The organism is Larkinella punicea, assembly GCF_003334855.1.
Classification (GTDB): domain Bacteria; phylum Bacteroidota; class Bacteroidia; order Cytophagales; family Spirosomataceae; genus Larkinella; species Larkinella punicea.
This window is the reverse complement of the sequence record NZ_QOWE01000002.1, coordinates 90,478-116,212: the sequence shown is the minus strand read 5'-3', so window position 1 is coordinate 116,212 and position 25,735 is coordinate 90,478. Positions and strand designations below refer to the sequence as shown.

Below are 25,735 nucleotides of genomic sequence, written 5' to 3'. Positions count from 1 at the left end.
ATTATTCAGAATATTTGCCCAAAAATACAAATTACATCGACTGATAAATAATCTCGTGAATTTGTCGGCGAATTTTTTGGGTATTGATTAGGGTATTGCCTGCGCTGGGGTTGACGCGATTGGATAGAAAAATGAAGACAAGGTCGTAGTCGGGATCTACCCAGACCACATTTCCGGTAAAGCCCGTATGGCCAAACGAGCGGGGTGACACCTGCGTGGCATGATACACACTGTTGCCGTCGACTTCGGGTTTATCCCACCCCAGCACGCGGTGGCTGCGGTCGCTTTGCGTTTTGACAAAAAGCGGCACGGTGCCGGGCATCAAAAACCGTTTCCCGCCATAATTTCCCCGTTGTAGGTTCATTTGCAGGATTTTGGCAATATCGTTGGCATCACCAAAGAGACCGGCATGGCCCGATAAGCCACCCTGCAAAGCCGCCAACTGGTCGTGAACCGTGCCTTGCAGCAGGGAGTTGCGGAAATACGTATCCTGCTCGGTGGGCGCAATCCGACAGTTCGGATGACACTGGAGCGGATTGAAACAGAGCGTTGAAATGCCCAGAGGTTTGTATAAGTTTAAATCCAGAAAACCATCCAGCGGTTGTTGGGCCACCCGCTCGACGAGTTTTTGCAGGATCACAAAACTTAGATCGCTGTAAAGGTAATTGTACCGACCGGCTTCATCAACGCGGTTGGTCAGGGGGGTTCGAACAATCCACTGCCAGATCGAATCGCGCAGAGCCGGGGGCGCAAACAGGTTCGGGCCCACCTGCAGCGAATAGAGCGTGTCGCGGGTGGAACGGAAACTCGACATGCCCGGCGCCTTCGACCGTTCGATGGCCCGCGACAAACCCGCTGGCAAACCGGTCTGGTGCAGCAACACGTCGCTGACGGTCATGTTGCGTTTGCTGTTATTCTGAAATTCGGGCAGGTAATACGCCACTTTCTGGTTCAGGTCGATGGCTCCGCGTTCATTCAGCAGCATCACCGCCTGGAGGGTCGCCAGCACCTTCGTGAGCGAAGCCAGATCGTACAAGGTTTCGTCGGTTACGCGCTCGGCATTGTTGTAGGCCAGCGTCCCGAAGCTCTTATCAAAAACCACCTTGCCTTTGCGCGCCACTAGCACCTGACAGCCGGGGAAGGCCCGGTCGCGGATGGCTTTCTGAACGACGGTTTCAATATGCCGCAATTGCCCGGAGCGCATTCCAACGCTTTCGGGCAGGCTGTAGGCCAGTCGTTGGCTGGGTGCGGTTAGCAAACCGTTGCCGATGCGCCATTCGCCAATGGTGACCGGCATCACGCCTTTGGCCGGAACCGCCCCAAAAATAATCTGGGGAACCACACGCTGCATTTCTTCGCCGTCTTCGTACGCACACAAAACCGCATCGGCTTCCGTACCGATGAACGGACGGAGGGCGTAGGCCGGCCCAAAGGCGCAAACCACCACCCGAACGCCTTTCTGCTTCAACCGGCTAATCAGATTCAGGGATGCGTTGGTGACGCCGTAGTTCCACTTGGCCGATGGACTCATCCGGTGAAAACTGACTACCACCAGATTGGCATCGCCCACCTGCGTCAGCATTTCCTCGACATTGTGATCGCCCGACGGTTTTTCGCCGTAGGTAATCTGCTTGAAAGGCGCATACCGTCCCAACATTTTCTGGAACGCGTTGCCATAGTCGGTACCGATCGAGATTGACGCCATCCGCAGCGTATCGAGCGAATGAACCGGCAGGACGTTGTTCGTATTTTTAACCAGCGTAACGGCTTGTTCGCACAGTTCCTGTTTAAGCAACTGCGCTTCCGACGAATTCAGGTCGCGGCTGAGGTTTTCGAGTTGGATGGGCTGGTATTTGTTCAAGCCCGTCCAGTATTTGGCACGCAGAATTTTCCTGACTTTTTCGTCAATTAATTCCTGCGAAATCCGTCCTTTTTCAACCGCTTCGGCAATCTTGTGAACGGCGTCGGGGACATTTTCCGGATAAAGTAACACGTCATTTCCGGCCATCAACGCCCGCAGGTTGATTTCTTCAGCGGGCAATTTACCAATACCGCCCATGTTAAGCGCGTCCGTAAAGACCAGACCCCGGAAGCCTAACTCTTTCTTTAAGAGGTCGGTAACAATTTTTTCGGATAAGGTAGCCGCCAGCCGGGGGGTGTTATCGACCACCGGAACGTGCAGGTGACCCGTCACAACGCCCATCAGACTATCCGCAATCAATTTGCGGAACGGATACAGATCAATGTCATTTAATTGCGTAACGGAGCGGTTAATGGTCGGAAGCGTCAGGTGGGAGTCGCTGCTGGCGTCGCCGTGGCCGGGGAAATGCTTGGCGGTGGCAATCACGCGGGTATGTTGCAACCCTTTCATATACGCCGACGCTTTCAGGGCTACGTTTTCCCGCGATTCGCCGAACGAGCGGTTTCCAATGACCGGATTCGATGGGTTGCTGTTGATGTCGGAAACGGGAGCAAAGTTGATGTGAATGCCCAGTCGCTTGCACTGGCGGCCAATTTCGGCGCCCATGCGGTAGATCACCGACGTATCATAAATGGCCCCCAGCGTCATTTGTTTGGGGAAATCCATCGTGCTGTCGAGCCTCATGCCGAGACCCCATTCGCCGTCGATACCGATGAGAAGCGGGATGTTGGCGGCAGACTGATATCGGTTGGTCAAAACCGCCTGACGGTGGGGACCGCCCTGAAAGAAGATAAGCCCGCCAATGTTATAGTGACGGACCAGCGTTTCGATGTATTGATAATGCGCTTCGTCCCGGTTCGAGAACGTCGCCACCATGAAGAATTGCCCGATTTTTTGTTCCTGGGTCATGCTTCGGAACACACTGTCGACCCAGCGCGTCTGCTGTGGAGCGGAGCCCCATACCTCTACCGGATGCGCATGGACTTTGTGGTGCCAGACCTCAGCTTTCGCTACGCGTGTTGGGGCTTTCTTTGAAAAAGACGCCAGCAGATTCGTGGATGAGAGGGCATACCGCCAACCTGATCCGTGCCACACAGGCCGGGTCGATCCGGAACGGTCCCATCCAAAAGCTGTCAAAAAACCGGCCAACAACAAAGCCAACACTACCCGAGAGACAACTTTAGTACGCATTTTGGTTAAGAAATACAGTTACGTCAGGTTGTACAGTTTATTCCATTCAAACGATAAAGTTAAGTAATTAACGAAAAGATGCCTAATAAAAACGCGTAAACCCCCGCCTATTTATTCATAAAACGACGGTTTTTAGGAAAATATTTTTGCCGGAAATGTGGCGATTCACGGGCGGCAGGAGCGATTTTGTCCTTTAATAACCGCTATTCATCGGGCAATTCCTGTGCCACAAAAAAAGCGGTGCCACGACCCGAAGTCGTGGCACCGCTCACCCTTGAGGAAGGTTATCCCGGCTGGCCTAAAGAAATTTATTCCGTATTGCAACCCACGTTTGTAGAACCGAAGGAGCTGCCACCTTGACGCAATTCGTGAAGGTACGCTTATCGGTAACCGTTGTCGTTTTGCAGACAACCGGTTTGTACTGCTTCGCTTTGCGGTGAGCAGAGAACAGGTTGTGCGGATGACCCATAGCTGAAACATTCAGGCTGGCACCAATCAACAGGAAAAAAATTACCAAAGTTTTCATACTCTTCACGGGCTTGCCCCTTGTTAAGTTCTTTACAAAGATATGGGTTTTCTATTGTACCTTGCAATACATAGTACCTTGTTTTTCTAAAATAATTCGTAAACGGTACTATTTCTTGATGAACGGTATTGACTTGCCAAACCTGGTGCAACCAATTTACTTTGAGACGTGGTTTCTCCTAAAAGGTAACGCAAAGGTAGCCAGTCTTTTTCCCATCTTTCCAGTAAAAATAGGTGAACTGCTCAAAACAACCGATCAACCACCTGAAAGAAAGGACGAAATTTCGTCAGCGTCCGACAAATCCCCTGATCCGTCCGACGAAATCAGGGGATGACAATCCGCTTCACCGCCCCGTCATCGTTTTGAGTGACGTTGACAAAGAAAACGCCCTTGGCTTTTTTGTCCACATCGATCTGGCCGGAGTAGCTTCCCGAAAAGTCTTTCACGTCTTTCTTCGCCACTTCTTTGCCATCGGCGGTTGTCACCCGGATGCGGATGTCACCCTTCGACGGGGCCGTAAAACGAACGTTCAACTGGTTGGTTTCCGGATTGTTGGGAAACACCTGCAAATTGCGGATGGTGGGAGCTTTTACATCGTCGTCGAGCGACCAGCTCCAACTGCGGAACGAGTCTTCCATGCGTTCCGCAAAATTTTCCGGCCACCGGAATTCAAACCGTTTCAGCCGGTCGACCAGCGAGTCGGAATCGAAGCGGTAGCGGTTTTGCAGTTTTCCATCTTTATAATACCGGAATTCACTCGGTCCGTGGGACGAATTCGGGCTGGTAACGCGATTGGGCCGACGGGCGGTGAGGTCTCGTTCGCGTTGTGCGCGGTTCGTAATCCGGTCGGAATTACGGTTTTGACGATGCTGTGAATCGCTGCTGGAATTGCTGTTGGCGTTCTCATCAATCACAATTGTGATCTGTCCTTTGTTGTTGCCCCGTTTGGTTCGGATCGAATCGACCAGCCGGTTGACCAGCGCATCCCGCTCATCATCTTTCATGCCGTCCAAACGGTAAGTGCGTTCCAGTTCGCGGACTTCTCCGGCGTTGGTGCGCTCAATAATTTTTACGTTGACGCTGTTTTTATCAGCATCCGTTTTCGTGTCGGATTGGGCCAGCACTGAGGCCGAACAGCCGCAGATCAGCAAAGCAGCCAGGATGGAGCGGTAGCGGATAACAGATGGAATATACATGGTACGTTATTCGTTTTTACAGTCAGAAAACACGGCAAACCTAGGTCAAATCGAATTGTTTCGCTGTTAAAGTTTGTTAAAACAACAGGGCCGGTTTCGCCGGTGGCCCGTGGGTTTCGTAATTTTAGGTGGGTTAACCAATCAATAGATGCGAGTGGAACCGAAAATGTTGCACAGGAGGAATAAAAAATGACAAAACAACGCATACGCTGGATTGCCGTTTTGATGACGGTAGGTTTGCTGGGCCTGATTTCGCTGCAACTCTACTGGATCGACAATGCGCTGTCGTTGCAGAAAGAACAGTTTGATTATAAGGTGACCGACGGATTGCAGGAAGTGGTGCGGACATTGGAACGGAAGGAAATTCTGTATCTGGCCCGTCAGCGCATGAACCAGCAGCAGCAGCAACGTCAGCTCATTGCCATCTCCCGGCCTACAGTTGCGGCACAATCCTTGAACAACCGCGACCAACTGGCCAAAGCCGCCAGCCGGTTTTCGAAAAGAAACCGCACGGAATCGTATGCAGCCACCCAGCCGACCGAAACCAAACCGGTGGTGTCTGAACCGGAAAGCACGAATGGCACGGTTCCGGTAAAAGTCTGGCAGCAAACACAGGTTTCGCCATCGGACGCCTTTCAATCGGATGTTCAGAAGTTATCGGAAGTTCAGCAGCGGCATTTTGAAGACCTGGTTCGGCAGCAGGATGCTCTGGGGCCCGACGAACTCTGGGACCTGCAACTGCAACAGCAACGGCATTTCAATACGCTGGTCGATCAGGTATTTGAACGCCAGTTGCGGCTGATGTACGCCCAGCCCGACAGTGTGCTGGTGGTGCAAAAACCGCTGAAAAAAGAGCAGATTGTCCGCAAACTGCGCCCCAAACGGAAAGTGCCGGTGCCACCGGCTCCGACCGTGGCGGCTTCCGGTTCTACAGTGGGCTTGCAGAAAGTGGAACAGCAATCGGAGATGGTCAAAGGCGTGGTGCGGGATTTGCTGTTTGCCAATCGCCCCATCGAGAGCCGCATCAACCGGACCTTGCTGGATTCGCTGTTAAAGGAGTCCATTGCCGAGCGAGGCATCACCATTCCCTTTGAATATGGCGTGCGGACGAATGTGGGCATGGGACTGGCCAAGCCGCAACTGCTGTTTGCGTCGCATTCGGACAACCAGATGCAGGGAAAAAAGAAGATTTACAAAGCCGTGTTGTTTCCGAACAACTTTCTGGAAAAGGGTAATTACGTTTACGTCTATTTCCCGGATCAGCAGCAGTTTATTCTGCGAAAAATGAGTGCGATTCTGGCGGGTTCGGCGTTATTGGTGCTGGTTATTATGGCTTGTTTTTACATCGCCATCAACACCATCATGCGTCAGAAAAAACTCGCTGACATTAAGAATGACTTTATCAATAACATGACCCACGAGTTCAAAACGCCGATTTCGACCATCTCGCTGGCGGTAGAAATGGCGCAGGAACAACTTAGCCACGGGATCGAGACGTCGGAAGAACCGGCCACGCGCCTGACCCGCTACATGGGCATCATCCGCGACGAAACCCGGCGGTTGGGGACGCACGTTGAGAAAGTGCTGCAAATGGCGCTCCTCGACCGGGCTACGGCCGGAAAAGGAGCGGTAAAATTGAAACTCTCGTCGGTCAATATTCACGATACCATCGGCAATGTTCTGAACACGATTGGGTTACAGATCGAGCAAAAAGAAGGGGAAGTTCACCTGGATTTTGAAGCCGCTGAGGAGATTGTGGAAGCCGATGAACTCCACCTGAGCAATATTCTGTATAACCTGCTCGACAATGCCATTAAATATTCGCCCGAAAAACCGGATATTACCATTCGGACGCGGAACGTGGAAAATGGCGTGAGCATCACCGTCGCCGATCACGGCATTGGCATGACGAAAGACCAGGTGAGCCGGATTTTCGAGAAGTTTTACCGCGTTCCGACGGGGAACCTGCACGATGTCAAAGGTTTCGGGCTGGGGCTGAGTTACGTCAAGAAAATGGTTGAAGAACACCACGGTTCCATTCGGGTCGACAGCCAGTTGGGAAAAGGAAGTTCTTTTGAGTTAGTTTTGCCATACCAACACACTTAACGCTCCGCTTAACTCTTTTTACTCCGCTCAACTCCGCGAAATAGTTTTTAAAGTTGTTTCGCGGAGTTAAGCGGAGAAAATTAGAGGTGAGCGGAGAAAATACAAGATGCCTAAGCTCTTACTGGTTGAAGATGACCCGAATCTGGGAATGTTGCTGCAGGAATACCTGAGCTCGAAAGGATACGATACCGACTTGGCTACCGATGGCAATCAGGGTTGGCAGCGGTTTGTAGACAACGCCTACGATCTGTGTCTGTTCGACGTCATGCTTCCGAAAAAAGACGGTTTTTCACTGGCGAAAGAAGTTCGGATGTCGGGCCGGGATGTGCCGATTATTTTCCTGACGGCCAAGTCGATGAAGGAAGACACCATCCAGGGATTCCGGATCGGGGCCGACGACTACATGACCAAACCGTTCAGCATGGAGGAGTTGCTGCTGCGGATTCAGGCCATTCTCCGGCGGTATCACAAAACCGACGAGATGCAGCAACCGGCCACCTACCAGATTGGCTCTTTTTCGTTCGATTTTGCCCATCAGCTTCTCACTCGCAATGGAACCGACGTCAAACTGACCAGCAAAGAATCCGCCCTGCTCAAATTGTTCGCCCAGAACAAAAACCAGCCACTCAGCCGGAGTTTCGCCCTCAAACTCATCTGGGGTGACGATTCGTATTTCAACGCCCGCAGCATGGACGTTTACATCACAAAGCTCCGCAAATACCTGAAGGAGGACGAGTCGGTACAGATTGTGAACCTGCACGGTGAAGGATTTAAACTCATGGCGTAACGTTTCGGTGTGCTATCTTTGTGGCAATAATAGACTTCAGACAAGAGAGATTAGATGAAAGAGCAACTCGCTGCCTTTTAACTGTTGGTCGCTTGTCTATTCTCTTTCTTCTTTTTTCTGATACAATTATGCTACGAAGACCCCGCAGAAATAGAAAATCGCCCGTTATCCGGGAACTGGTGCAGGAAAACTTCCTTTCGCTGTCCGACCTGATTTATCCCATGTTCGTGATGGAAGGCCAGGGCGTCCGCTCCGAAATTACGTCGATGCCGGGTGTCGCCCGGTTTTCGCTCGACCTGCTGCTCGAAGAAATGCAGGAATGCGTCGATCTGGGTTTGCGGACGTTTGCCCTGTTTCCCAATTTGCCCGAAAGCAAAAAAGATAAATACGCGACGGAAAGCCACAATCCGGCAGGCTTGTATCTGCAAGCCGTAAAAGCCATCAAGACCCGGTTTCCCGAGATTGCCCTGATGACCGATGTGGCGATGGATCCGTACAGTTCTGACGGCCACGACGGGATTGTGGAAGAAAGCGCGAACGGTTTTGAAGTGGTGAACGACGAAACGCTGGTGGTGCTGGCCAAAATGGCGGTGGCGCAGGCCCGCGCCGGTGCCGACATCATCGGGCCGTCGGACATGATGGACGGACGCATCGGTTACATCCGCGAAGCGCTTGACAAAGAGGGATTTACCAACGTATCCATCATGGCCTATACCGCCAAGTATGCCGGTGCTTTCTACGGTCCGTTTCGCGATGCGCTCGACTCCGCCCCGCGTTTTGGCGACAAGAAAACCTACCAGATGAACCCCGCCAACAGCCGCGAAGCCCTCATCGAAGCCGAACTGGACTACGCCGAAGGGGCTGATTTTCTGATGGTAAAACCGGCGATGGTGTATCTGGATATCATCAAATTATTAAGCGATAACTTCGACCTGCCGATTGCAGCCTACAACGTCAGCGGGGAATACGCGATGGTGAAAGCCGCGGCCGCCAATGGCTGGCTCGACGGTGAACGCGCCATGCTCGAAATTCTGACGGCCATGAAACGGGCGGGAGCCAAAATTATTCTCACGTATTTCGCGAAGGAAGTCGCCCAACTCCGGAAAAAGGCATGAGCACGATTTTAATACGAAATGCGCGGCTGGTGAACGAAGGCGCGATTCGCGAAACCGATGTCTATTGCAAAGACGGTTTTATCGAGCAACTTGGTTCAGGTCTGAGCCAGCCGGCGGATACCGTCATCGATGCGGATGGCAATTACCTGTTGCCCGGTGTCATCGACGATCAGGTGCATTTTCGCGAACCCGGTTTGACCCACAAAGCCACCATCCATTCCGAAGCGCGGGCGGCTGTGGCCGGGGGCGTTACCAGTTTTATGGAAATGCCCAACACGGTCCCGAATGTGCTGACGCAGGAGTTGCTGGCCCAGAAATACGAGATTGCCGCGCGGACGTCGCTCGCCAATTATTCGTTTTTTATGGGCGGCTCGAACGACAACCTGGCGGAAGTTCTGAAAACCGACCCGACAACCGTCTGCGGGATCAAGATTTTCATGGGTTCCTCGACGGGCAACATGCTGGTCGACAACGTGACGGTGCTGGAAGAGGTATTCCGGCAGAGTCCGATGCTGATTGCGACGCACTGCGAAGATGAAGCCACCATCAGGGCCAACACCGCCCGGTACAAAGAGCAGTATGGCGATGCCGCCACGGCTGAAATTCATCCGCTGGTGCGGAACGAGGAAGCCTGCCTGAAATCGTCGTCGCTGGCGGTGCAACTGGCCAAAAAACACAACACCCGGTTGCACATTCTGCACATTTCGACTGCCGATGAATTGACCTTATTTGACAACTCGGTTCCGTTGAAAGAAAAGCGGATTACGGCCGAAGTGTGCGTCCACCACCTGTGGTTCGATGCCGACGATTACGCGCGGCTGGGCAACCTGATCAAGTGCAACCCGGCCATCAAAGCACCTCATCACAAACCGCAGCTCTGGCAGGCGTTGCTCGATAACCGGCTGGACATCATTGCCACCGACCACGCGCCCCACACCTGGGACGAAAAACAGCAACCGTACTGGCAGGCACCCTCCGGTTTGCCGCTGGTGCAGCACCCCTTGCTGATCATGCTGGAAGCCGTTCAGCAGGGGAAACTGTCGATTGAAAAAGTGGTGGAGAAAATGTGCCACGCGCCCGCCGATTGTTTTCAGATCGACCGGCGCGGCTATGTTCGGGAAGGATACTGGGCCGATCTGGTGCTGGTGGACCCGAAACAGAAAACCGCAGTGTCTAAAGAAAACATTCAGTACCAGTGCGGTTGGTCGCCCCTGGAAGGAACGACGTTCGGGACGGCCGTCACCCATACGATTGTCTCGGGGCATCTGGCCTATGCCCATGGATTGTTTAACGATACGGTAACAGGAAAACGGTTGCGATTTGTTCGATAATAAGAAAGGCCGGCTTCTCAGCCGGCCTTTTTAATTACTATGTATTTCGCCTGTTTACGCTAACCTTCGTCGGTAAAAACATCGGTTGAGAATAGACAGGTATAGATTACTAAACTTCTCATAACACCACGATTTTAACTGTTTTACCTCCTCGGGGATGAGGAGACCGATCGCTTTTTTTAATTCCTTCTCAAACAATTTCTTGTCAAAGCTAACTTTTTGAAGGATAGTTTTAATGTACTCCAGCATTGTTGCCATACCACATACTACGGTTTTTTGGTTAGAGTTTTGAGGAGCTACTCCACATTCAAAAGATGTTCAACTGAATCGGAAATGATCCGTCGGCATCTCTAAAATTGTAACGCATTCTACGTATTTTTGTTGCTCAAATTTAGAGATGAAATTTTTAAAATTCCAATTTTTAGTTGCATTATTTTTTTACGGCCTGCTGAGCATGAAAGCGTTAGCCCAGGAGCCGTCGATTTCCATTGATTTAGGGGAAACGGACATTTCGATCGAACGGCCCTTTACCATTTCAGTTGTCATCAAAAACAGCGATTCCCGGCCTGTCGTTAACTTTCCTCCCATAAAAGGCTTCATTAAAAAAGGAACGGTTACCAGTGTTTCACCCGCCGAAATGAACGGGAAAACCGTTGTTTCACAAGTGATTACCCAATCATATGCCGCTATACGTCCCGGCCAGTTCCGCTTGCCTCCGTTTGAACTAATCGTGGGCGAAACGACGATCCAATCCGAAGAGGTCATTATTACCGTTAAACCGCAACCCACTCCCGCCGATACCGTCAGGGCCGTTGCCGCTCCCCCGGAAACCATCGCCAAAAATGACGTTTTTCTGTCGTTAAGTACCTCAAAAAGCTCGGTTTATACCGGCGAGGGATTTTCGCTAAAATTGTCTTTTTTTGTGGCCGAATCCTATCCATTCGAATTAACGTTTTATGAACTTGATCAGCAGTTACAACAACTTCTGAAAATAGTGCGCCCGGCCAATTGCTGGGAAGAAAATGAAGGAATTACCGACCTGTCGCGGCATACGGTTTTCTTCAACGGCAAACGCTACGCCGAATACCGCATCTATCAGGCCACCTATTTCCCACTCAACAGGCAATCCATTCAGATTCCATCGGTTCGATTGAATCTGTTGCAATACCGCCCATCTGCCAAACCGGGGGGCGAACGCAAAAAAGAAATGGTTGCTTATGCCACCCGCCCTTTGTCGGTGAGCGTAACACCCCTGCCGCCCCACCCGCTTCGCGATCAGGTGGCTGTCGGACAATACCGGCTGATTGAAACAAGCCTGCGGAAAAACCCCGCCGTCGGGCAGAGCGTCCAGTATAATTTTCGGATTACGGGCGAAGGAAACATTGCCTCCCTGCCCGCTCCGGTGGTACCCGACTCTACAACGTTCGATATTTTTTCACCCGGCGAAAAGACCGTTATCAACCGGGGTGGTGGTATTGTTTCGGGCTACAAAACCTTTTCCTATGCCCTCATCCCCCGCCAGAACGGCAATTTTCCGCTGGCGTCGTTTTTCCAGTGGATTTATTTTGACTTGAAACGACAGCGGTATGACACCCTGCAATCGGCCATTACGTTACGGGTTGGCGGAACGGCCTTGCCCGAAGGCGATACCGTCCGGGTGAGTTTGCCGGGTTCGATCTATACCGGTATCGAGCAAACAGACAGCTCGCAACAGCCGGTTAATCTCCAGGAAATGCTTCGATTGCTGGTAAATATCCTGCTGGTCGGCATGATTGTGGGAATGATGTATTTATTTTGGAGAAAATAGGCGTAGACAAGAGAGGTGAGACAAGAGAATAAAGAAAGGTCAGCAACGGTTTTTAATCTCACGTCTCTTGTCTATCCTCTCACATCTAGAAAAAAATGAGCAGTACATACGGAACGCTTTTTAAAATAGCCACATTTGGCGAATCGCACGGCGCAGCGATCGGGGTCATTATCGACGGTTGCCCGGCCGGGTTGGACGTAGACACGGCTTTCATTCAGTCGGAGCTGGATCGCCGGAAACCGGGCCAGTCGCGCATTACGACGCAACGGCGCGAAAAGGACGAATTTCAGGTGCTTTCCGGCATTTTCGAAGGCAAAACCGAAGGAACGCCCATCAGCCTGGTGATCTGGAACGAAGACCAGCGCAGCAAAGATTATTCGCACATTTCCCAGCAATTCCGCCCTTCCCATGCCGATTATACGTACCAGGAAAAGTACGGTGTACGCGACTACCGGGGCGGTGGGCGCAGTTCCGCCCGCGAAACAGCCGCCCGCGTGGCTGCCGGGGCCCTGGCCAAATTGCTGTTGAAACAACAGGGTGTCAGCATTCAGGCGTATGTGTCGCAGGTCGGGAAACTGAAGCTCGAAACCCCGTATCAGCAACTCGAACTGGCGAAAGCCGAGGAAAATGCCGTTCGATGCCCCGACCCGGAACTGGCGCAGCAAATGTTCGATTACATCGACGAAACCCGCAAGCAGGGCGATTCCATCGGTGGCATCGTGTCGTGCGTCATCACCGGCGCTCCGGCGGGTTGGGGTGAGCCGGTTTTCGATAAACTGCACGCCGAGTTGGGCAAGGCCATGTTGAGTATCAATGCCGTAAAAGGCTTTGAATACGGCAGCGGTTTTGCCGGCGTCGAATTGCATGGCTCGGAACACAACGATGAATTCTACATCGAACCCGGCGACGAAACCGGGCGCGTTCGGACCAAGACGAACCATTCCGGCGGGATTCAGGGCGGGATTTCCAACGGCGAGGATATTTATTTTCGGGTTGCTTTCAAACCAGTAGCCACCATCATGCAGGACCAGGACAGCGTCGACGTCAACGGTGATCCGGTGGTGGTTTCGGGCAAAGGACGGCACGACCCCTGTGTGGTTCCGCGCGCCGTTCCGATTGTGGAAGCCATGGCCGCGCTGGTGCTGGCCGATTTTTACTTGCGGAATAAAGGCGCGAGGGTGTGAAGTTGAAATTTGCCCCCAACCTCCTAAAGGGGGCTAAAATTTCGTCGTTTTTAGCCCCCTTTAGGGGGTTGGGGGCAATTCTTTTTGCGCTGATCAGTTGGGCAACCGTTGCCCAGCCGCTCCAGCGGTACACGTTCGACCGGGGACTGTTCGGGACTGAATTCCGGCAGATTTTTTACGCGCCTAACGACAGCGTTGCCCAATACGTCCGCCGGGCGGTCGATGCCCGGATGGATTCGCTCAATGTCGTCATGAGTGATTACCTGGACGGCAGCGAAATCAACCGGTTGTCGGCCACGGCGGGTTCGGGTCAGTGGGTGGTGGTTTCCCCGGATTTGTTCGACATCCTCAGTCGGGCGGTTGCCATTGCTAAAGTCTCAGACGGATTGTTCGATCCCACCGTTGGGCCGCTATCGCAGCTCTGGCGCCGGGCCGTTCGTCGCAAAATTTTCCCGACCAAACCGGAACTCCGAAATGCGCACCAACGGGTTGATTACCGGTTGATCGAATTGAAAAAACCGGGTTTTGTGCGGTTGAAAAAACCGGGTATGCGGTTGGATGTCGGTGGGATTGGGCAAGGCTATGCCAATGACGAAGGGCTGAAAGTACTTCAACAGTTGGGCATCAAATCGGCTTTGCTGGATATTGGGGGCGATATTCTGGTGAGTGACCCACCTCCGGGCGAACGCGGCTGGCGGATTCTGATCGGGACTGCTGCCGATACGACGACGCTGCTCCTGCAAAACGGAGCAATCACCACTTCGGGGGCCAAGCATCGGTATCTCGAACACAACGGCAAACGGTATTCGCACCTGATGAATCCGCGGACGGGGCTGGGATTGCTTCACCACGCCGAAACGACGGTTTTAGCACCCGACGGCACTCACGCCGATGCACTCACCAAAGTCTTCAGTGTCGCCGGAATTCGGAAAAGCAAGGGGCTGATAAAGCGGTTTCCGGGCGTAACCGTCTGGATGTCGGAAGAACGAAAAGGAAAGTTAAAAAAATGGAGTTCGGTTATTTTGACGTCGCCATCACCATTTTGATGTTCAGTTTGGCCCCCGTTTGCAGCACATCGACCAGATCCTGAACGGCCAGGGTTTTATCAACCCGCACCACAATCGTTGGTTCAGCAACATCCTTCAAGACCGATTTTAGTTCCATCTCCAGGTTTTCGGGAGCAATCGGCGTTTTATCGATGAAATACTGCTTCTGACCATCGACCGACAACGTCACCTGTTTCTTGCTCAATTGCTGCGAAGAGGCTGCCTTGGGAAGCAACAGCTTGATTACATTGGGATTGGCTACCGTCGAGATGATCAAAAAGAACAACAGCAGGAAAAACATGATGTCGTTCAGGGAGGAGGTAGCCACCTCGGCGGCAAACTTGTGTTTTCTTCGGAATTTCATTGTCGGAGAGTAAAGACAAGAGACAAGAGATAAAAGACCGTACACTATTTGTCTTTACTCTCTTGTCTATCCTCTCTTGTCTGGTTAAAATTTATCGTACTCTGGCGGCTTCAGTCGGTTTTTGCAACACTTCCATGAATTCGAAAGAGTTGATTTCCAGCTTCAGCGTGAATTTTTCGATGAACATGTTCAGCAGGTGATAGCCGGTGTAGGCAATGACCCCGACGATCAGACCGGCACCGGACGTGATCATTTTCTCGTACAGACCACCGGCGATGATTCCGACACTGATGTTGTCAGACAGCGAAATGTCATAGAAAATCCGGATGATCCCCGAAATGGTCCCGATGAAACCCAGCATTGGCGCAATACCGGCAATAATCCCCAGATAGCCCAGGTTCTTTTCCAGCCGCGACAATTCGATTTGTCCGACGGTTTCCAGCGTTCCTTCGATTTCCCGGATCGGCGAACCGATGCGGCCAACGGCTTTTTCAAAAATCCGCCCGATGGAATTCCGCTGGTTTTTGCAGAATGATTCGGCCGATTTGATGTTGCCCTGCAAAACCATGTCTTTCACGTTGTCGATAAAATTATCGTCGACCTTCGTGTTGCTGCGAATGAACAGCCAGCGCTCGATGATCATGTACAAGGCGAAAAAAAACAGGAGGGAGATCGGAATCATGACCCAACCACCTTTGGCGACCAGATCGAATAATTGCATGCTTTGGGCCGGGGCTACTGCCGTGGAATCGACGGCCGGAGCACCAGCCGTTGGAACTTGTAATAGAATCATGTGCGCTATGAATCAGATAAATCGGTTTTACTGGTTGCAATGGACCGGAGCCGGGCAAACGTCTTCGCTTTCAACGTCCTCCCCGCCGGATTTATTGTCTTCAAACTCTGTCAGCGGTCGGAGACCCTGACAGCGGTTTAATACTTTTCTAACAGCGGTTTAGAGAAGTATTTTACTATATCGTAACCAAAACCCTGTCAGGGTCTTCGACCGCTGACAGGGTTTGCGATGGTTGTTCAAATATAACGAAACAATAAGCAGAATAGTCAGAAAAGTTACTGACTAGACCCTAATCAAAATCTTGCCGTGCCGACCAGCCTGTTCGCTGTGTTCAACGGCTTTTTTAATTTCCGAAAGCGGATACGTCGCTTCAACCGGCACCTGAATCTGGCCACCAACGAGCAGCGTAATCACGTTGCGGGCCACGGTCTGCCGCGTCTGGCTATCGACCCGGCGCATCCAGTCGGTGAGCCAGAAGCCTTTGATGGTCAGCTCGCGGAAAATCATCAAGCCCACGTTGAAGGACGGATTTTGCATGCTCAACACGCCGTAGAGGATCATTGTGCCGCCTTTCGCCAGACATTTCAGCGCGTCGGAAGCTGTGTTGCCACCCACCGCTTCCAGAACACAGGTCACGCCCTTGCCTTCCGTGAGGGCTTTCACCCGGCTGGTCAGTTTTTCTTTTTCCGTATTGACGATGGCCGTGATGCCCAGGGCTTTCAACTCGTCGTCAAGCTCGTTGTGCCGAACCGTGCCGATGGTTTGAATGCCTTTCAGTTTGCACAACTGAATCACGAGTTTGCTAAACGACGATCCGGCGGCTGTCAGCAACACCCATTGCCCCGGCTGAAGACCCGACTCTTCGAGCATGGCGTAGGCTGAAAACGGATTGACGAACAACTGGGCGGCCACCTCATCCGAGAGAGCGTCCGGCACCGGAATCAAACTGCGCTGGTTGGCCAGCACATACGTTGACCAGGCCCCAATGGCTGTGAAACTCACCCGAATACCGGTGCGCATCGTAACGCCTTCTCCCAGCGCGTCGACAATGCCAACGCCTTCGAAACCCGCGCCCGAGGGCAATTCGGGCTGAATCCCGTACAGATTCTGCACGAACATCAGATCCGAGGGGTTGATTGGGCTGGCGATGACTTTGATCCGGACTTCGCCGGGACCGGGTTCGGGCAGGAAGGTATCGATGACCTGAAGCGTGTCGGCAGGTTTTCCGATGGTTGCAAAGTTGACCGTCTGCATGGATACGACAAAAGCAATGGTGTGCGAAATATCACTTATTCGACAAAAGTACAATGCATTCGGTAGTTACTGACTGGATAATAGGTCAGAATGAACAAACTTTCTATTTTTGCGGCACAATACCCACCGGCTCCCACCGGCAACTAACCAACAGAAACCGATCTTATGAGTGAATTCTGGGCTTATCTCCAATTGGGCTTTGCGCACATTACCGATCCGGGTGGTTACGACCACATTTTGTTTGTCGTGGCTTTGTGTGCTATTTACAGCCTGAACCAGTGGAAACAGACCCTGATTCTCGTGACGGCTTTTACCGTTGGCCATTCCCTCACGCTGGCACTGGCTACCCTGCAACTCATCAGCTACAGCACGGATTTGATCGAATTGCTGATCCCGGTGACGATCCTGATTACGGCCATCAGTAATTTCTTCTTTAAAGTCCCCAAAAGCCGGTTTAACGAACAGCCCAAACAACCCCGGGGGCGGTATGTGCTGGCGCTGCTGTTTGGACTGATTCACGGAATGGGTTTTTCCAATTACCTCAGGAGTTTGCTGGGGCAGCAGTCGAGCATCGTAAAACCGTTGTTTGCGTTTAATATCGGACTGGAATTTGGCCAGATTTTTATTGTGCTTGGCGTGTTGACCATTGCCTTTGTCCTCATCGAAATCCTCAAAGTCCGCCGGCACGACTGGAATCTGATTATCTCCGGTACCGTCGCCGGGATGGCGCTCTCCCTGATCATCAACAACCCGTATTTCGCCTGATCGAACTGCGACCGCCAATCCGGTCAGGCACTGGTTTCCAGGCCTTTTTTTAGCGAAATAAAACTAGGAGAATAACAGGGATAAATAGAAACTTTAGTAGCATTGCGGTTCCCGGCAACCGTTCAATAGATATTGTTTGTCGGTTTTTAGTAACTTCATAGCCATATTCATCTACAAATTATATTCTGATACCTAACTATGAAGTTGAGATTCTCCCTGTTGGTTGCGGGATTGACTGCAATAGTATTTGGTGCGGGTGCCCAAACGCCACCTTCGCCAACCTACAAGGCCAACGATCGTTTTGAACAAATGGGCTCGCTGTTACCCACGCCCAACACCTTCCGCACGGCTTCTGGCTCACCGGGCCGCGATTTCTTCCAGAACCGGGCCGACTACGATATTAAAGTTGAACTCGACGATGCCAACCAAAAGATCATCGGATCGGAAGTGGTGACGTATTTCAACCATTCGCCCGACGAACTGAAATACATCTGGCTGCAACTGGAGCAGAATCTCTTCGAAAAAGGCTCGATTGGCGGTGTTTCCCGGACGGGCAGTGTGAACGAAACGGGCATGTCGGCCGCTTCGCTGGGTGCGCTGACCGCAACGGCGGGCCGGGGCCGCGGGCCAACCGCCAACCGGGATTTTGGCTATAAAATTACCGCCGTGAAAGACAAAGCCGGTAAGCCCCTGAAATACACCATCAACCAGACCATGATGCGGATCGACCTGCCGACTCCGCTGAAACCAGGTCAGAATTTCGTGTTTGCCGTCGACTGGAATTACCTCATCACCGAATATTACGGCCGGAGCGGGTACGAATTTTTTCCGAAAGACGGTAACTACAACTACTTCATCGCGCACTGGTTTCCGCGTCTGGCGGCTTACGACGACGTGAACGGCTGGCAGCACAAGCAGTTTCTGGGACAGGGCGAGTTTACGCTGATTTTTGGCAATTATAAAGTGGCCATCACCGTTCCGAACGACCACGTTGTGGCAGCTTCGGGCGAGTGCCAGAACTACAAGCAGGTGCTGACGCCCACGCAAAGCCAGCGGTTGCAGAAAGCGGCCAACTCCAAAACGCCCGTTGTGATCGTGACGCAGGCCGAAGCCGAAGCGGCTGAAAAAGCCAAACCGACCGGCAAGAAAACCTGGATATACAAAGCTGATAACGTCCGGGATTTTGCCTTTGCCTCGTCGCGAAAATTCATCTGGGATGCCATGCAAACCGACGTCTACGGCGATGGCAAGAAGATCTGGAGCATGTCGTTCTACCCCAAAGAAGGCAATCCGCTTTGGGAACAGTATTCGACGCGGGCGGTGGAACACACGCTGCGTTCCTACGGAAACCGTACCTTCAAATACCCGTATCCGGTGGCGATTTCGTGCCACGGAACCGCCGGAGGGGGCATGGAATACCCGATGATCAGCTTCAACGGTGGTCGGCCCGAACCCGATGGAACGTATTCCGAAGCAGTAAAAGCCGGGATGATTGGGGTGATTATTCACGAAGTGGGCCACAACTTTTTCCCCATGATCGTCAACTCCGACGAGCGGCAGTGGGCGTGGATGGACGAAGGACTGAACACCTTCTGTCAGTATCTGGCCGAAAAAGAATGGGACTATAAATTTCCGACCCGGCGCGGAGAACCCCAGCAGATTGTCGATTACATGAAATCTGACAAATCGGTGCTGTCGCCCATCATGACCTCGTCAGAAAACGTGATCAGTCTGGGGCCTAATGCCTATGCCAAACCGGCTACGGCGCTGAACATTCTGCGCGAAACCGTCATGGGCCGCGAACTGTTCGACTATGCTTTCAAGGAATATGCCAATCGCTGGGCCTTCAAAAACCCCACCCCGGCGGATTTCTTCCGGACGATGGAAGATGCTTCGGGCGTCGATCTGGACTGGTTCTGGAAAGGCTGGTTCTACGGCGTCGAACCCGTCGATCAGGACCTGGTGGAAGTCGACTGGTTTACGCTCAACACCCAGAACCCCGAGATCGAAAAAGCCCTGGCCCGCTCCGAAGCCGAAGCGAAAGCCAAAACCATGAGCAAGATTCGCGACGCGGCTACGAAAGACCAAACCGTCGTAGCCAAAGACTCGACGATGCGGGATTTCTACAATAGCTACGATCCGTTTGCGGTGACGGATGCGGACAAGAAAAAATACCAGGATTACCTGGCATCACTCAACGACGAGGAGCGCAAAACGCTCGAATCGAAGAACAACTTTTATACGCTGACGTTGAAAAACAAAGGCGGTTTGCCCATGCCGGTGATCATTCGGATGCAGTTTGAGGACGGTACGGATTCGGTGGCACGGTTTCCGGCGGAAATCTGGCGGTTCAACGATGCGCAGATCAACAAGGTAATTGCGACCAGCAAGAAGGTGACGCAGTGGACGCTCGATCCGTTCCAGGAAATCGCCGACATCGATGGCGAGAATAATTCATTTCCGCGGGTTTCGAAGCCGACACGTTTCCAGCTTTACAAACAGCAACGGAGTCCATACGCGCCACAGGGCCCGAATCCGATGCAGCAACAGCAGCAGACGACACAGCCACCAGCCCGGCAGGGAGGAGCGAATAAGAATTAAAGGGGAACCTTGAACAATGAATTTGCTCCAAAGTAATTTAGAGGTAAATCGAGATTCTTTCGGCGTGATTCATTGTTCATTATTCATTATTCATTAAGTTTGCACCCGATTCGGGATGTAGCACAGCCAGGTAGTGTACTTGCATGGGGTGCAAGGGGTCGTGGGTTCGAATCCCGCCATCCCGACTGGTGGGCCAAAAGGCAGTTAGAGCAATCTAACTGCCTTTTTTATTGGTTGACAATACGGTTTTCGGCCTTTGCTTAGCTACACCCAGACGAGATGCTCATTCGTCAATTCCGTTTCACCCCGCCATTGATATGCGGCCAACACGCCACCTTTGGCGATGCTGAAATCGACACAGGCCGCCCTCGGCGAATCCAGACAGGGCAATCCCTGAAGCCAGTAGTGTCCGAAGAATAGTGGTTTACTCGTCTCATCTAATGTCACTCCGGTCTGATAGAGCATGTAATCAACGGGTAGCGAAGCAATGGCAGCCGGAGCATCAAAAAAGTAATCGGCATACGTCGTCGTCTCGGAATGGTTGGTCCACCACCGGATGCGGCTGTCCTGACGAATGATGCCGTCTTTGTCCCGAAAAGTTTGATTATGTGGTAAACGGGCTTCTTTCCCTTTTAATGTTTCTTCAACCGCTTTCCAGAAAGGCGTATTTTTGATAGCTGCTTTTTGAACCAGGCTGGGGGTAAGTCTACCGTTCGGCAGCAACTGGTCTAATAACGCTATATGGCTGTCATCCCAACTGGCATGAGCGACCCGGATTGCCGGTAAATTTAAATAAAGGGGAATGGTCATAAACCAGGAAACATAGTCCTGCCATTCATCAGCAGCATCTTTAAACTGGTAAAGGGTTTGGTAGTGCTGATGAATATTTTTAATGGTATGTGGCCTTATATGCCCTCCCATTGGATTTTCAAGGTGGAAAGCAATGGCGTTATACTCGTGATTGCCCATAACCGCCAGCGCATGGCCCCCGTCAATCATAGCCCGAACCAGTGACAGGGTTTCCCGGACTTGAGGTCCACGATCAATCCAGTCGCCCACAAAAATTACTTTTCGCGAAGGATGTGAATAAACCCCCTGCTTTTGCTGATAGCCCATTTGCGCAAGCAGTTGGTGCAGCTTATCGGCGTAGCCGTGTACATCACCGACAATGTCATACATACTTTCTTCTAGTATATGGTTGCTTCTAAATGAATATACCGACCGACCGGGCAATAAGGTTCCGTCTCATTTGCTTTTCTACACCCGTCAGGTTTTCAAAACCTGACGGGTATGGTATGGAGAAGCTGAATCAAGTGGAAAATAAATCGTTAAACCTACCGCATCAAGTGGTTTGAACCTGTTTGGACGTGTTTCGTTTCAGGAATAATGCACAGAGCAGAGAGACAACCAAACCAACCGGAATCACTTCTGAATAGGTTAATAAAACAACCCAAACCGGGTTTTTATACATTTCTTTATACTTTTTCATTTCGTCGGCCTGCTTCGCTAATTCCGTCGATGTGGCACCTTCCATTCGGGCTTCTTTTAACACATGAGCGGTGTATCGATCCATGAAATCCGGTATGAAAACATAATAATCGATTAACCACACTATCACATACATTGTAGAGGCAATCAGGGTAATGTACAAGCCAGTTTTAAAGGCTTTTCCGAATGAAATAACACCGCTGTTATACTTATCCCGAAAGTTTTTAACACCAACAAAAATAAGGGAGAAAGCAAGGACCATCGAAGCATACCCCAATACCATGTTGCTTTCGAAAGCCTGTGTGTGGTAGCATACCGCCGTGGTCGTTACCATCATGGCGGTGATGATAAAACCGGCGATTAGTCCACAGACCAGAATGATTTTTTTCATAGCGATTGCGTTTAGTGTTGTCCGGTACAAAATTGGACAAGTCCACCCGTTCCAGGCTCATCCTTTCGGGTGATTTTCTGAAAAAGCAACCAATTCATGCTTAAGAGGGAGGCCGGTCAGGGAATCAGGCTGAGTCGTTTCGCTTTTTCAATGGCCTGCGTTCGGCGTTTAACCTCCAGTTTTTCGAGTACTTTCGACGAGTGGGTTTTAACGGTATTCAGAGAAACAAACAGTCGCGATGCAATTTCCTGATTACTCAGTCCCTCGGCGATCAACTGCAACACTTCCAGTTCGCGTTTACTCAAACCCACTTTGGTTCGTTCAGCTTCATTTACACTAAAATCGGGGGGATTTACATAAACGGATTTTTCGACAATGACGGTTTCTATTTGGGGGTTAATTAATTTTAAAGACAGCCAGATTCCCAGGCCTGTAAACAAAATAGCAATCGCACCAATATAAATTTCAAACGTATAATTGACGATCAAAAACTGCATTTCAAGCCATTTTAAGAAAAACAGCAACAACGCCAGCGAAACGCCATACAATAGGATGAGTTTATTTTGTTTTAGAAAATTCGACATGAATAAAAGGAAAACGGATCGTCTCTTTTTATTTATAGATCTTTATTTATCGGCAAAAACCGCTTCATAATGTGCCGAAGGATCGAAAATGCCCGCGCTTTGTTCGTAAAAAGAAGCATCGGTGAGGTAAACGCCTTTTTGGGTCTGGGTCCAGGACGCTACGGCTTTGGGGTGATAGCCCATCATGGTGTTCCAGTTTTTGTAATATTGGTGGCCGTTGGTTTCCTGCAAGCCGACCGTCATGCCGGGGAAAGGCGGTAGCCGGGCCGCAACGGACTTGTTCCAGTCGACCAGAATCGGGTTAACCGTCAGGTCAGCACAGAAGCAGGGAATTTTCTTTTCAAACGCCAACTGTGTGATTTTCATCGTCATGCTGAGCGTTTTGGCAATGGCTTTCACGGCAATGGCCGAATAACCCTGCTCAATCCGGCGGGCGGCATCTTCCACGGTATGCGCACTTTCGTCGGCGGCAACCCGTACGCCCAGATCCCCGACAAAAACGTCATTGTTTTCCTCAAATGGCTCTTCAATCACCGCAATCTGATCGAAAGCACCAATTTTTTTGGCGTGATCGAGAAACCGGAGCAGCGTTTCCTTCTTTTCGTAGCGTCCGTTGGCGTCGAAATAATACGGTATTTTACCGGTTTTGGTATAGGGTGTTTCGTAATGCCCGATGGCTTTGTGAACCGCCGTCAGAAAAGCAATGTCCTTCTCGATCATTTCCGACTGCGTGCCGGCCGAACCGGTTTTCAGCTTCATGATAAAATAACCTTCGTCGGCGGCTGTTTTGATCCGTTCGGCGGTGGTGCCCACGCTGAACGACGGAATGCTGGCGACCTTCGTATGCCTGTGTGACAAACCCGGTTTGTAGGCCGCCGGAATCATGTCGTCGAAGCGGGCCATTTTGTTCTCCTGCGCATACAACAGCCAGGCGGCATTGTCGACACTGACCAGGGCGTTCAGGGCGAAGGTTTTGCGCAAATCGGGGTTGCGGGTGATCAGTTTGCCATAGGCCAGGACTTCGGGCAGAACGGTATCCAGCAAGTCGACCGGCGTGGTAAACGAAGTGCCTTTGATGAGTTGCAAAGCCCGTTCGGTCATCGCGTACATCAGGGCGTTGCCGGCACTTTCGGAGTGGGCCGCAAACACGCTGGAATCCGACCAGAGCACGCCCTGCGTTCCGAGACCAATTTTGCGAATACCGGAATCCGATTCCAGCAGCGAAATCGCCTGCCAGCTATCCGTAATGGCGCTGCCCTTGAACCGGTACGGATTCAGCGGTTCCCGTTCAAAATTGGAGTTGACGTTCCGGATGCGAATCTTCGCCAGTGGTTTTTGGTCAGCCATCATGTCAGTAAGTTTCCTCGAAAAACCGGTCGTACCCACCGCCAGAAGCGATCCCGTATGACCCACAAATTCACGGCGATTCATATTTTCTGTCTACGGTTTTGATGGGAACACGGATTGACCCGATTAGACGGATTTTTACGGTTAAATCAGTTTTAATCCGTTACATCCGTCTAATCCGTGTTCCTATAGTTCAGGCTGTCATTTTCTCAAAAAGCTGCCGCTGCTCAATCAGGGAAGCGACTTTATCCGCCGGATTAGTGTGGCATTCGAGCAGAATCCAGCCTTTGTAATTCATTTTGGCGAACCAGTCCAGCAATTGCTGATACGGATACGTCGGATCGTTGAACTCGCGGACGTGTACCGTGTCGCCAAATCGGTGTTTTACCAGATTGAAGTTATATTCCAGGCCTTTTCCGTTGAAATCCTGCTTGTTACTGTTCCAGCAAACCGTGGCGTTGCGGTTCGGCGCGTGGTCCATGATGGTTTTGATGTTTGGTAATTCCTGGGTTTCGTTGCCGTGGACTTCCAGCCGGAGTTGTTGCCCCAAATCAGCCGCATACTTCGCCAGTTCGTTCAGCGACTGCCCAATTTGCGCCAGCGTTTTTTCAGTCGGAACATCCTTGTGCAGCGCGTTGGGTTTTACTTTGACACCCGAACCGCCCACATCGGCACTCAGCCGAATGAACTCTTTGGTTCGCTCGATGGATTGTTTCAACTGGTTCTGATCCGGATAATCGTATTGCTGGTTGGTCCCCAAACCGACGATCTGAACCGGGCTGTCGGCAAACTTCTTTTTGACCTCCAGCCGCTCGGCGGCCGACAGGTTCGGCATCACGCCGTGGGCGTGTTCTACCCGCAATTCGGCCCCGGTAATGCCAGCCGTCGTGCAATTTTTGATCAGCGTCGGAACGTCCCAGTCTTTCCCCCACAAATAGGTGACCATCCCGAGTTTCATCTTCGATTTTTTCCAGGTCGGATCGGAGGCAACGGTTTTTCCCGCCAGCAGCGACATCCCCGCCAATAGTGATAATTCTTCGAGAAAGGTTTTTCGCGTTATTTCTTTCATGATTAAAGTTGTCTAGGAATCGCCCCCAACCCCCTAAAGGGGGCTTTTCAGGATCAAAAGCCCCCTTTAGGGGGTTGGGGGTAATTTAAAATCCAATCGAATTGCCGCCATCGACGGGCAATGAGGTACCCGTAATGTACCGGGCGGCATCGGACGACAGAAAGACGGCGGCATGACCGATGTCTTCCGGTTTGCCAAAATGCCCCATTGGGGTCCGGCGCATGGCGCGGTCGCGACGCTCGGGATCACCGCCCATCGCTTTTTTGCTCATTTCGGTTTCAATAAAGCCTGGCGCAATGGCATTGACCCGAACGTTGTGCGGTGAAAATTCCGACGCCAGCACTTTCACCATGCCCTCGACCCCTGATTTGGAAGCCGCATAGGCCACCACGCGGTCGATGCCGTAATAGGCCGCCATTGACGAAATCATCAGAATGGAACCGCTGCGCCGGGGCACCATTCTTCGGGCGCAGGAACGGGTGAGCGCAAAAACCGCGTTCAGGTTGGTTTGAATGATGCGGTTGAAATCCTCATCCGTCACTTCCAAAGCCGGTTTTTTTAGGTTGATGCCCGCATTGTTCACCAGAATATCGATGGGAGCGAGTGTCGTTTCAATCTGTTCGACCAAAGCATCCAGTGCGGTCAATTCAGATACGTCGTTGACGAAATAATGAGTGGTTTTGCCCAGTTTCTCAACGGCTTCCCGCAGCGGTTCTTCCCGACGTCCGGTGATGACCACCGTGGCTCCGGCCTGCACCATGCAGCGGGCAATGTCAAAACCGATGCCGGTTCCTCCGCCCGTAATCAGGGCCAGTTTTCCGGTTAACGAAAATACACTTTGATTGGGTTGATTCTCTGTTTGTTGCACG

The 25,735-nt window shown here is 51.6% G+C and carries 21 protein-coding genes and 1 tRNA gene; 10 read left to right on the top strand and 12 right to left on the bottom strand.

Going from position 1 to position 25,735, the window contains the following annotated elements:
• Positions 1 to 31 precede the first annotated feature (31 nt).
• A complete protein-coding gene (locus DUE52_RS02380; protein ID WP_114404347.1) occupies positions 32 to 3,112 on the bottom strand; it encodes a serine hydrolase domain-containing protein in 3,081 nt (1,026 codons plus the stop codon).
• An 849-nt stretch (positions 3,113 to 3,961) separates the two neighbouring features.
• Entirely contained in the window at positions 3,962 to 4,834 is an 873-nt protein-coding gene (locus DUE52_RS02365) for a T9SS type A sorting domain-containing protein (RefSeq protein ID WP_114404344.1), read from the bottom strand.
• A gap of 189 nt (positions 4,835 to 5,023) precedes the next feature.
• Here DUE52_RS02365 and DUE52_RS02360 point away from each other — a divergent pair, with 189 nt between their 5' ends.
• From DUE52_RS02360 to DUE52_RS02345, 4 genes are all read left to right on the top strand, one after another.
• The gene (locus DUE52_RS02360; protein ID WP_114404343.1) at positions 5,024 to 6,940 is read left to right on the top strand and encodes a sensor histidine kinase; all 1,917 of its coding nucleotides are present in this window, start codon (positions 5,024 to 5,026) and stop codon (positions 6,938 to 6,940) included.
• Between the two features lie 106 nt (positions 6,941 to 7,046).
• Positions 7,047 to 7,727, top strand: coding sequence for a response regulator transcription factor (locus DUE52_RS02355; protein WP_114404342.1), 681 nt, complete (start codon positions 7,047 to 7,049; stop codon positions 7,725 to 7,727).
• A gap of 128 nt (positions 7,728 to 7,855) precedes the next feature.
• A complete protein-coding gene (hemB, locus tag DUE52_RS02350; protein ID WP_114404341.1) occupies positions 7,856 to 8,842 on the top strand; it encodes a porphobilinogen synthase in 987 nt (328 codons plus the stop codon).
• Complete coding sequence (locus tag DUE52_RS02345) at positions 8,839 to 10,173, top strand: dihydroorotase (protein WP_114404340.1); 1,335 nt, start codon at positions 8,839 to 8,841, stop codon at positions 10,171 to 10,173. The genes hemB and DUE52_RS02345 overlap by 4 nt, the downstream gene beginning before the upstream one ends.
• A 54-nt stretch (positions 10,174 to 10,227) precedes the next feature.
• On the opposite strand, the gene DUE52_RS32725 is transcribed toward DUE52_RS02345, so the two are convergent.
• Entirely contained in the window at positions 10,228 to 10,431 is a 204-nt protein-coding gene (locus tag DUE52_RS32725; RefSeq protein ID WP_114404339.1) for a hypothetical protein, read from the bottom strand.
• A 196-nt stretch (positions 10,432 to 10,627) separates the two neighbouring features.
• On the opposite strand from DUE52_RS32725, the gene DUE52_RS02335 reads away from it, so the two are divergent.
• The 3 genes from DUE52_RS02335 to DUE52_RS02325 all read left to right on the top strand — a co-directional run bounded on the left by DUE52_RS02335 (position 10,628) and on the right by DUE52_RS02325 (position 14,210).
• A complete protein-coding gene (locus DUE52_RS02335) occupies positions 10,628 to 11,980 on the top strand; it encodes a BatD family protein (RefSeq protein ID WP_165840843.1) in 1,353 nt (450 codons plus the stop codon).
• 95 nt (positions 11,981 to 12,075) lie between these two features.
• Complete coding sequence (gene aroC, locus DUE52_RS02330) at positions 12,076 to 13,164, top strand: chorismate synthase (protein WP_114404337.1); 1,089 nt, start codon at positions 12,076 to 12,078, stop codon at positions 13,162 to 13,164.
• Complete coding sequence (locus DUE52_RS02325) at positions 13,161 to 14,210, top strand: FAD:protein FMN transferase (RefSeq protein WP_229312040.1); 1,050 nt, start codon at positions 13,161 to 13,163, stop codon at positions 14,208 to 14,210. Before aroC ends, DUE52_RS02325 begins: the two co-directional genes overlap by 4 nt.
• On the opposite strand, the gene DUE52_RS02320 is transcribed toward DUE52_RS02325, so the two are convergent.
• From DUE52_RS02320 to DUE52_RS02310, 3 genes are all read right to left on the bottom strand, one after another.
• Entirely contained in the window at positions 14,182 to 14,574 is a 393-nt protein-coding gene (locus tag DUE52_RS02320) for an ExbD/TolR family protein (RefSeq protein WP_114404336.1), read from the bottom strand. The genes DUE52_RS02325 and DUE52_RS02320 overlap by 29 nt on opposite strands.
• 91 nt (positions 14,575 to 14,665) lie before the next feature.
• Positions 14,666 to 15,367 (bottom strand): MotA/TolQ/ExbB proton channel family protein, encoded by a 702-nt coding sequence (locus tag DUE52_RS02315; RefSeq protein WP_114404335.1) that lies wholly within the window; start codon positions 15,365 to 15,367, stop codon positions 14,666 to 14,668.
• 282 nt (positions 15,368 to 15,649) lie between these two features.
• Complete coding sequence (locus DUE52_RS02310; RefSeq protein WP_114404334.1) at positions 15,650 to 16,621, bottom strand: zinc-dependent alcohol dehydrogenase family protein; 972 nt, start codon at positions 16,619 to 16,621, stop codon at positions 15,650 to 15,652.
• 165 nt (positions 16,622 to 16,786) lie between these two features.
• On the opposite strand from DUE52_RS02310, the gene DUE52_RS02305 reads away from it, so the two are divergent.
• The 3 genes from DUE52_RS02305 to DUE52_RS02295 all read left to right on the top strand — a co-directional run bounded on the left by DUE52_RS02305 (position 16,787) and on the right by DUE52_RS02295 (position 20,172).
• Positions 16,787 to 17,386, top strand: coding sequence for a HupE/UreJ family protein (locus DUE52_RS02305; protein ID WP_114404333.1), 600 nt, complete (start codon positions 16,787 to 16,789; stop codon positions 17,384 to 17,386).
• Between the two features lie 198 nt (positions 17,387 to 17,584).
• Entirely contained in the window at positions 17,585 to 19,987 is a 2,403-nt protein-coding gene (locus DUE52_RS02300) for a M1 family metallopeptidase (RefSeq protein WP_165840842.1), read from the top strand.
• A 111-nt stretch (positions 19,988 to 20,098) separates the two neighbouring features.
• Positions 20,099 to 20,172 (top strand) — tRNA-Pro (locus DUE52_RS02295).
• A gap of 79 nt (positions 20,173 to 20,251) precedes the next feature.
• On the opposite strand, the gene DUE52_RS02290 is transcribed toward DUE52_RS02295, so the two are convergent.
• From DUE52_RS02290 to DUE52_RS02265, 6 genes are all read right to left on the bottom strand, one after another.
• Entirely contained in the window at positions 20,252 to 21,166 is a 915-nt protein-coding gene (locus DUE52_RS02290; protein ID WP_114404332.1) for a metallophosphoesterase, read from the bottom strand.
• A gap of 163 nt (positions 21,167 to 21,329) precedes the next feature.
• A complete protein-coding gene (locus tag DUE52_RS02285; protein WP_114404331.1) occupies positions 21,330 to 21,866 on the bottom strand; it encodes a DUF4199 domain-containing protein in 537 nt (178 codons plus the stop codon).
• Positions 21,867 to 21,982: 116 nt separating this feature from the next.
• Complete coding sequence (locus tag DUE52_RS33010; protein ID WP_114404330.1) at positions 21,983 to 22,450, bottom strand: response regulator transcription factor; 468 nt, start codon at positions 22,448 to 22,450, stop codon at positions 21,983 to 21,985.
• 42 nt (positions 22,451 to 22,492) lie between these two features.
• Positions 22,493 to 23,797, bottom strand: coding sequence for an enolase C-terminal domain-like protein (locus DUE52_RS02275; protein ID WP_374755888.1), 1,305 nt, complete (start codon positions 23,795 to 23,797; stop codon positions 22,493 to 22,495).
• A 193-nt stretch (positions 23,798 to 23,990) separates the two neighbouring features.
• Positions 23,991 to 24,866 carry a sugar phosphate isomerase/epimerase family protein gene (locus DUE52_RS02270; RefSeq protein WP_114404328.1) on the bottom strand — a complete coding sequence of 292 codons (876 nt, stop codon included), beginning with the start codon at positions 24,864 to 24,866 and terminating at the stop codon, positions 23,991 to 23,993.
• An 85-nt stretch (positions 24,867 to 24,951) separates the two neighbouring features.
• Positions 24,952 to 25,734: an SDR family NAD(P)-dependent oxidoreductase gene (locus DUE52_RS02265; protein ID WP_114404327.1), complete on the bottom strand. Its 783-nt coding sequence runs from the start codon at positions 25,732 to 25,734 to the stop codon at positions 24,952 to 24,954.
• Position 25,735: the final 1 nt, after the last annotated feature.

What these genes read in the sequence shown, in the direction of transcription:
- DUE52_RS02290 (WP_114404332.1), bottom strand. Translation starts at nt 21,166, where the DNA reads ATGTATGACATTGTCGGTGATGTACACGGCTACGCCGATAAGCTGCAC.
- DUE52_RS02300 (WP_165840842.1), top strand. Translation starts at nt 17,585, where the DNA reads ATGAAGTTGAGATTCTCCCTGTTGGTTGCGGGATTGACTGCAATAGTA.
- DUE52_RS02270 (WP_114404328.1), bottom strand. Translation starts at nt 24,866, where the DNA reads ATGAAAGAAATAACGCGAAAAACCTTTCTCGAAGAATTATCACTATTG.
- DUE52_RS02315 (WP_114404335.1), bottom strand. Translation starts at nt 15,367, where the DNA reads ATGATTCTATTACAAGTTCCAACGGCTGGTGCTCCGGCCGTCGATTCC.
- DUE52_RS02380 (WP_114404347.1), bottom strand. Translation starts at nt 3,112, where the DNA reads ATGCGTACTAAAGTTGTCTCTCGGGTAGTGTTGGCTTTGTTGTTGGCC.
- DUE52_RS02365 (WP_114404344.1), bottom strand. Translation starts at nt 4,834, where the DNA reads ATGTATATTCCATCTGTTATCCGCTACCGCTCCATCCTGGCTGCTTTG.
- DUE52_RS02320 (WP_114404336.1), bottom strand. Translation starts at nt 14,574, where the DNA reads ATGAAATTCCGAAGAAAACACAAGTTTGCCGCCGAGGTGGCTACCTCC.
- DUE52_RS02345 (WP_114404340.1), top strand. Translation starts at nt 8,839, where the DNA reads ATGAGCACGATTTTAATACGAAATGCGCGGCTGGTGAACGAAGGCGCG.
- DUE52_RS32725 (WP_114404339.1), bottom strand. Translation starts at nt 10,431, where the DNA reads ATGGCAACAATGCTGGAGTACATTAAAACTATCCTTCAAAAAGTTAGC.
- DUE52_RS02275 (WP_374755888.1), bottom strand. Translation starts at nt 23,797, where the DNA reads ATGGCTGACCAAAAACCACTGGCGAAGATTCGCATCCGGAACGTCAAC.
- DUE52_RS02360 (WP_114404343.1), top strand. Translation starts at nt 5,024, where the DNA reads ATGACAAAACAACGCATACGCTGGATTGCCGTTTTGATGACGGTAGGT.
- DUE52_RS02355 (WP_114404342.1), top strand. Translation starts at nt 7,047, where the DNA reads ATGCCTAAGCTCTTACTGGTTGAAGATGACCCGAATCTGGGAATGTTG.
- DUE52_RS02335 (WP_165840843.1), top strand. Translation starts at nt 10,628, where the DNA reads ATGAAAGCGTTAGCCCAGGAGCCGTCGATTTCCATTGATTTAGGGGAA.
- DUE52_RS02285 (WP_114404331.1), bottom strand. Translation starts at nt 21,866, where the DNA reads ATGAAAAAAATCATTCTGGTCTGTGGACTAATCGCCGGTTTTATCATC.
- DUE52_RS33010 (WP_114404330.1), bottom strand. Translation starts at nt 22,450, where the DNA reads ATGTCGAATTTTCTAAAACAAAATAAACTCATCCTATTGTATGGCGTT.
- DUE52_RS02310 (WP_114404334.1), bottom strand. Translation starts at nt 16,621, where the DNA reads ATGCAGACGGTCAACTTTGCAACCATCGGAAAACCTGCCGACACGCTT.
- DUE52_RS02305 (WP_114404333.1), top strand. Translation starts at nt 16,787, where the DNA reads ATGAGTGAATTCTGGGCTTATCTCCAATTGGGCTTTGCGCACATTACC.
- aroC (WP_114404337.1), top strand. Translation starts at nt 12,076, where the DNA reads ATGAGCAGTACATACGGAACGCTTTTTAAAATAGCCACATTTGGCGAA.
- hemB (WP_114404341.1), top strand. Translation starts at nt 7,856, where the DNA reads ATGCTACGAAGACCCCGCAGAAATAGAAAATCGCCCGTTATCCGGGAA.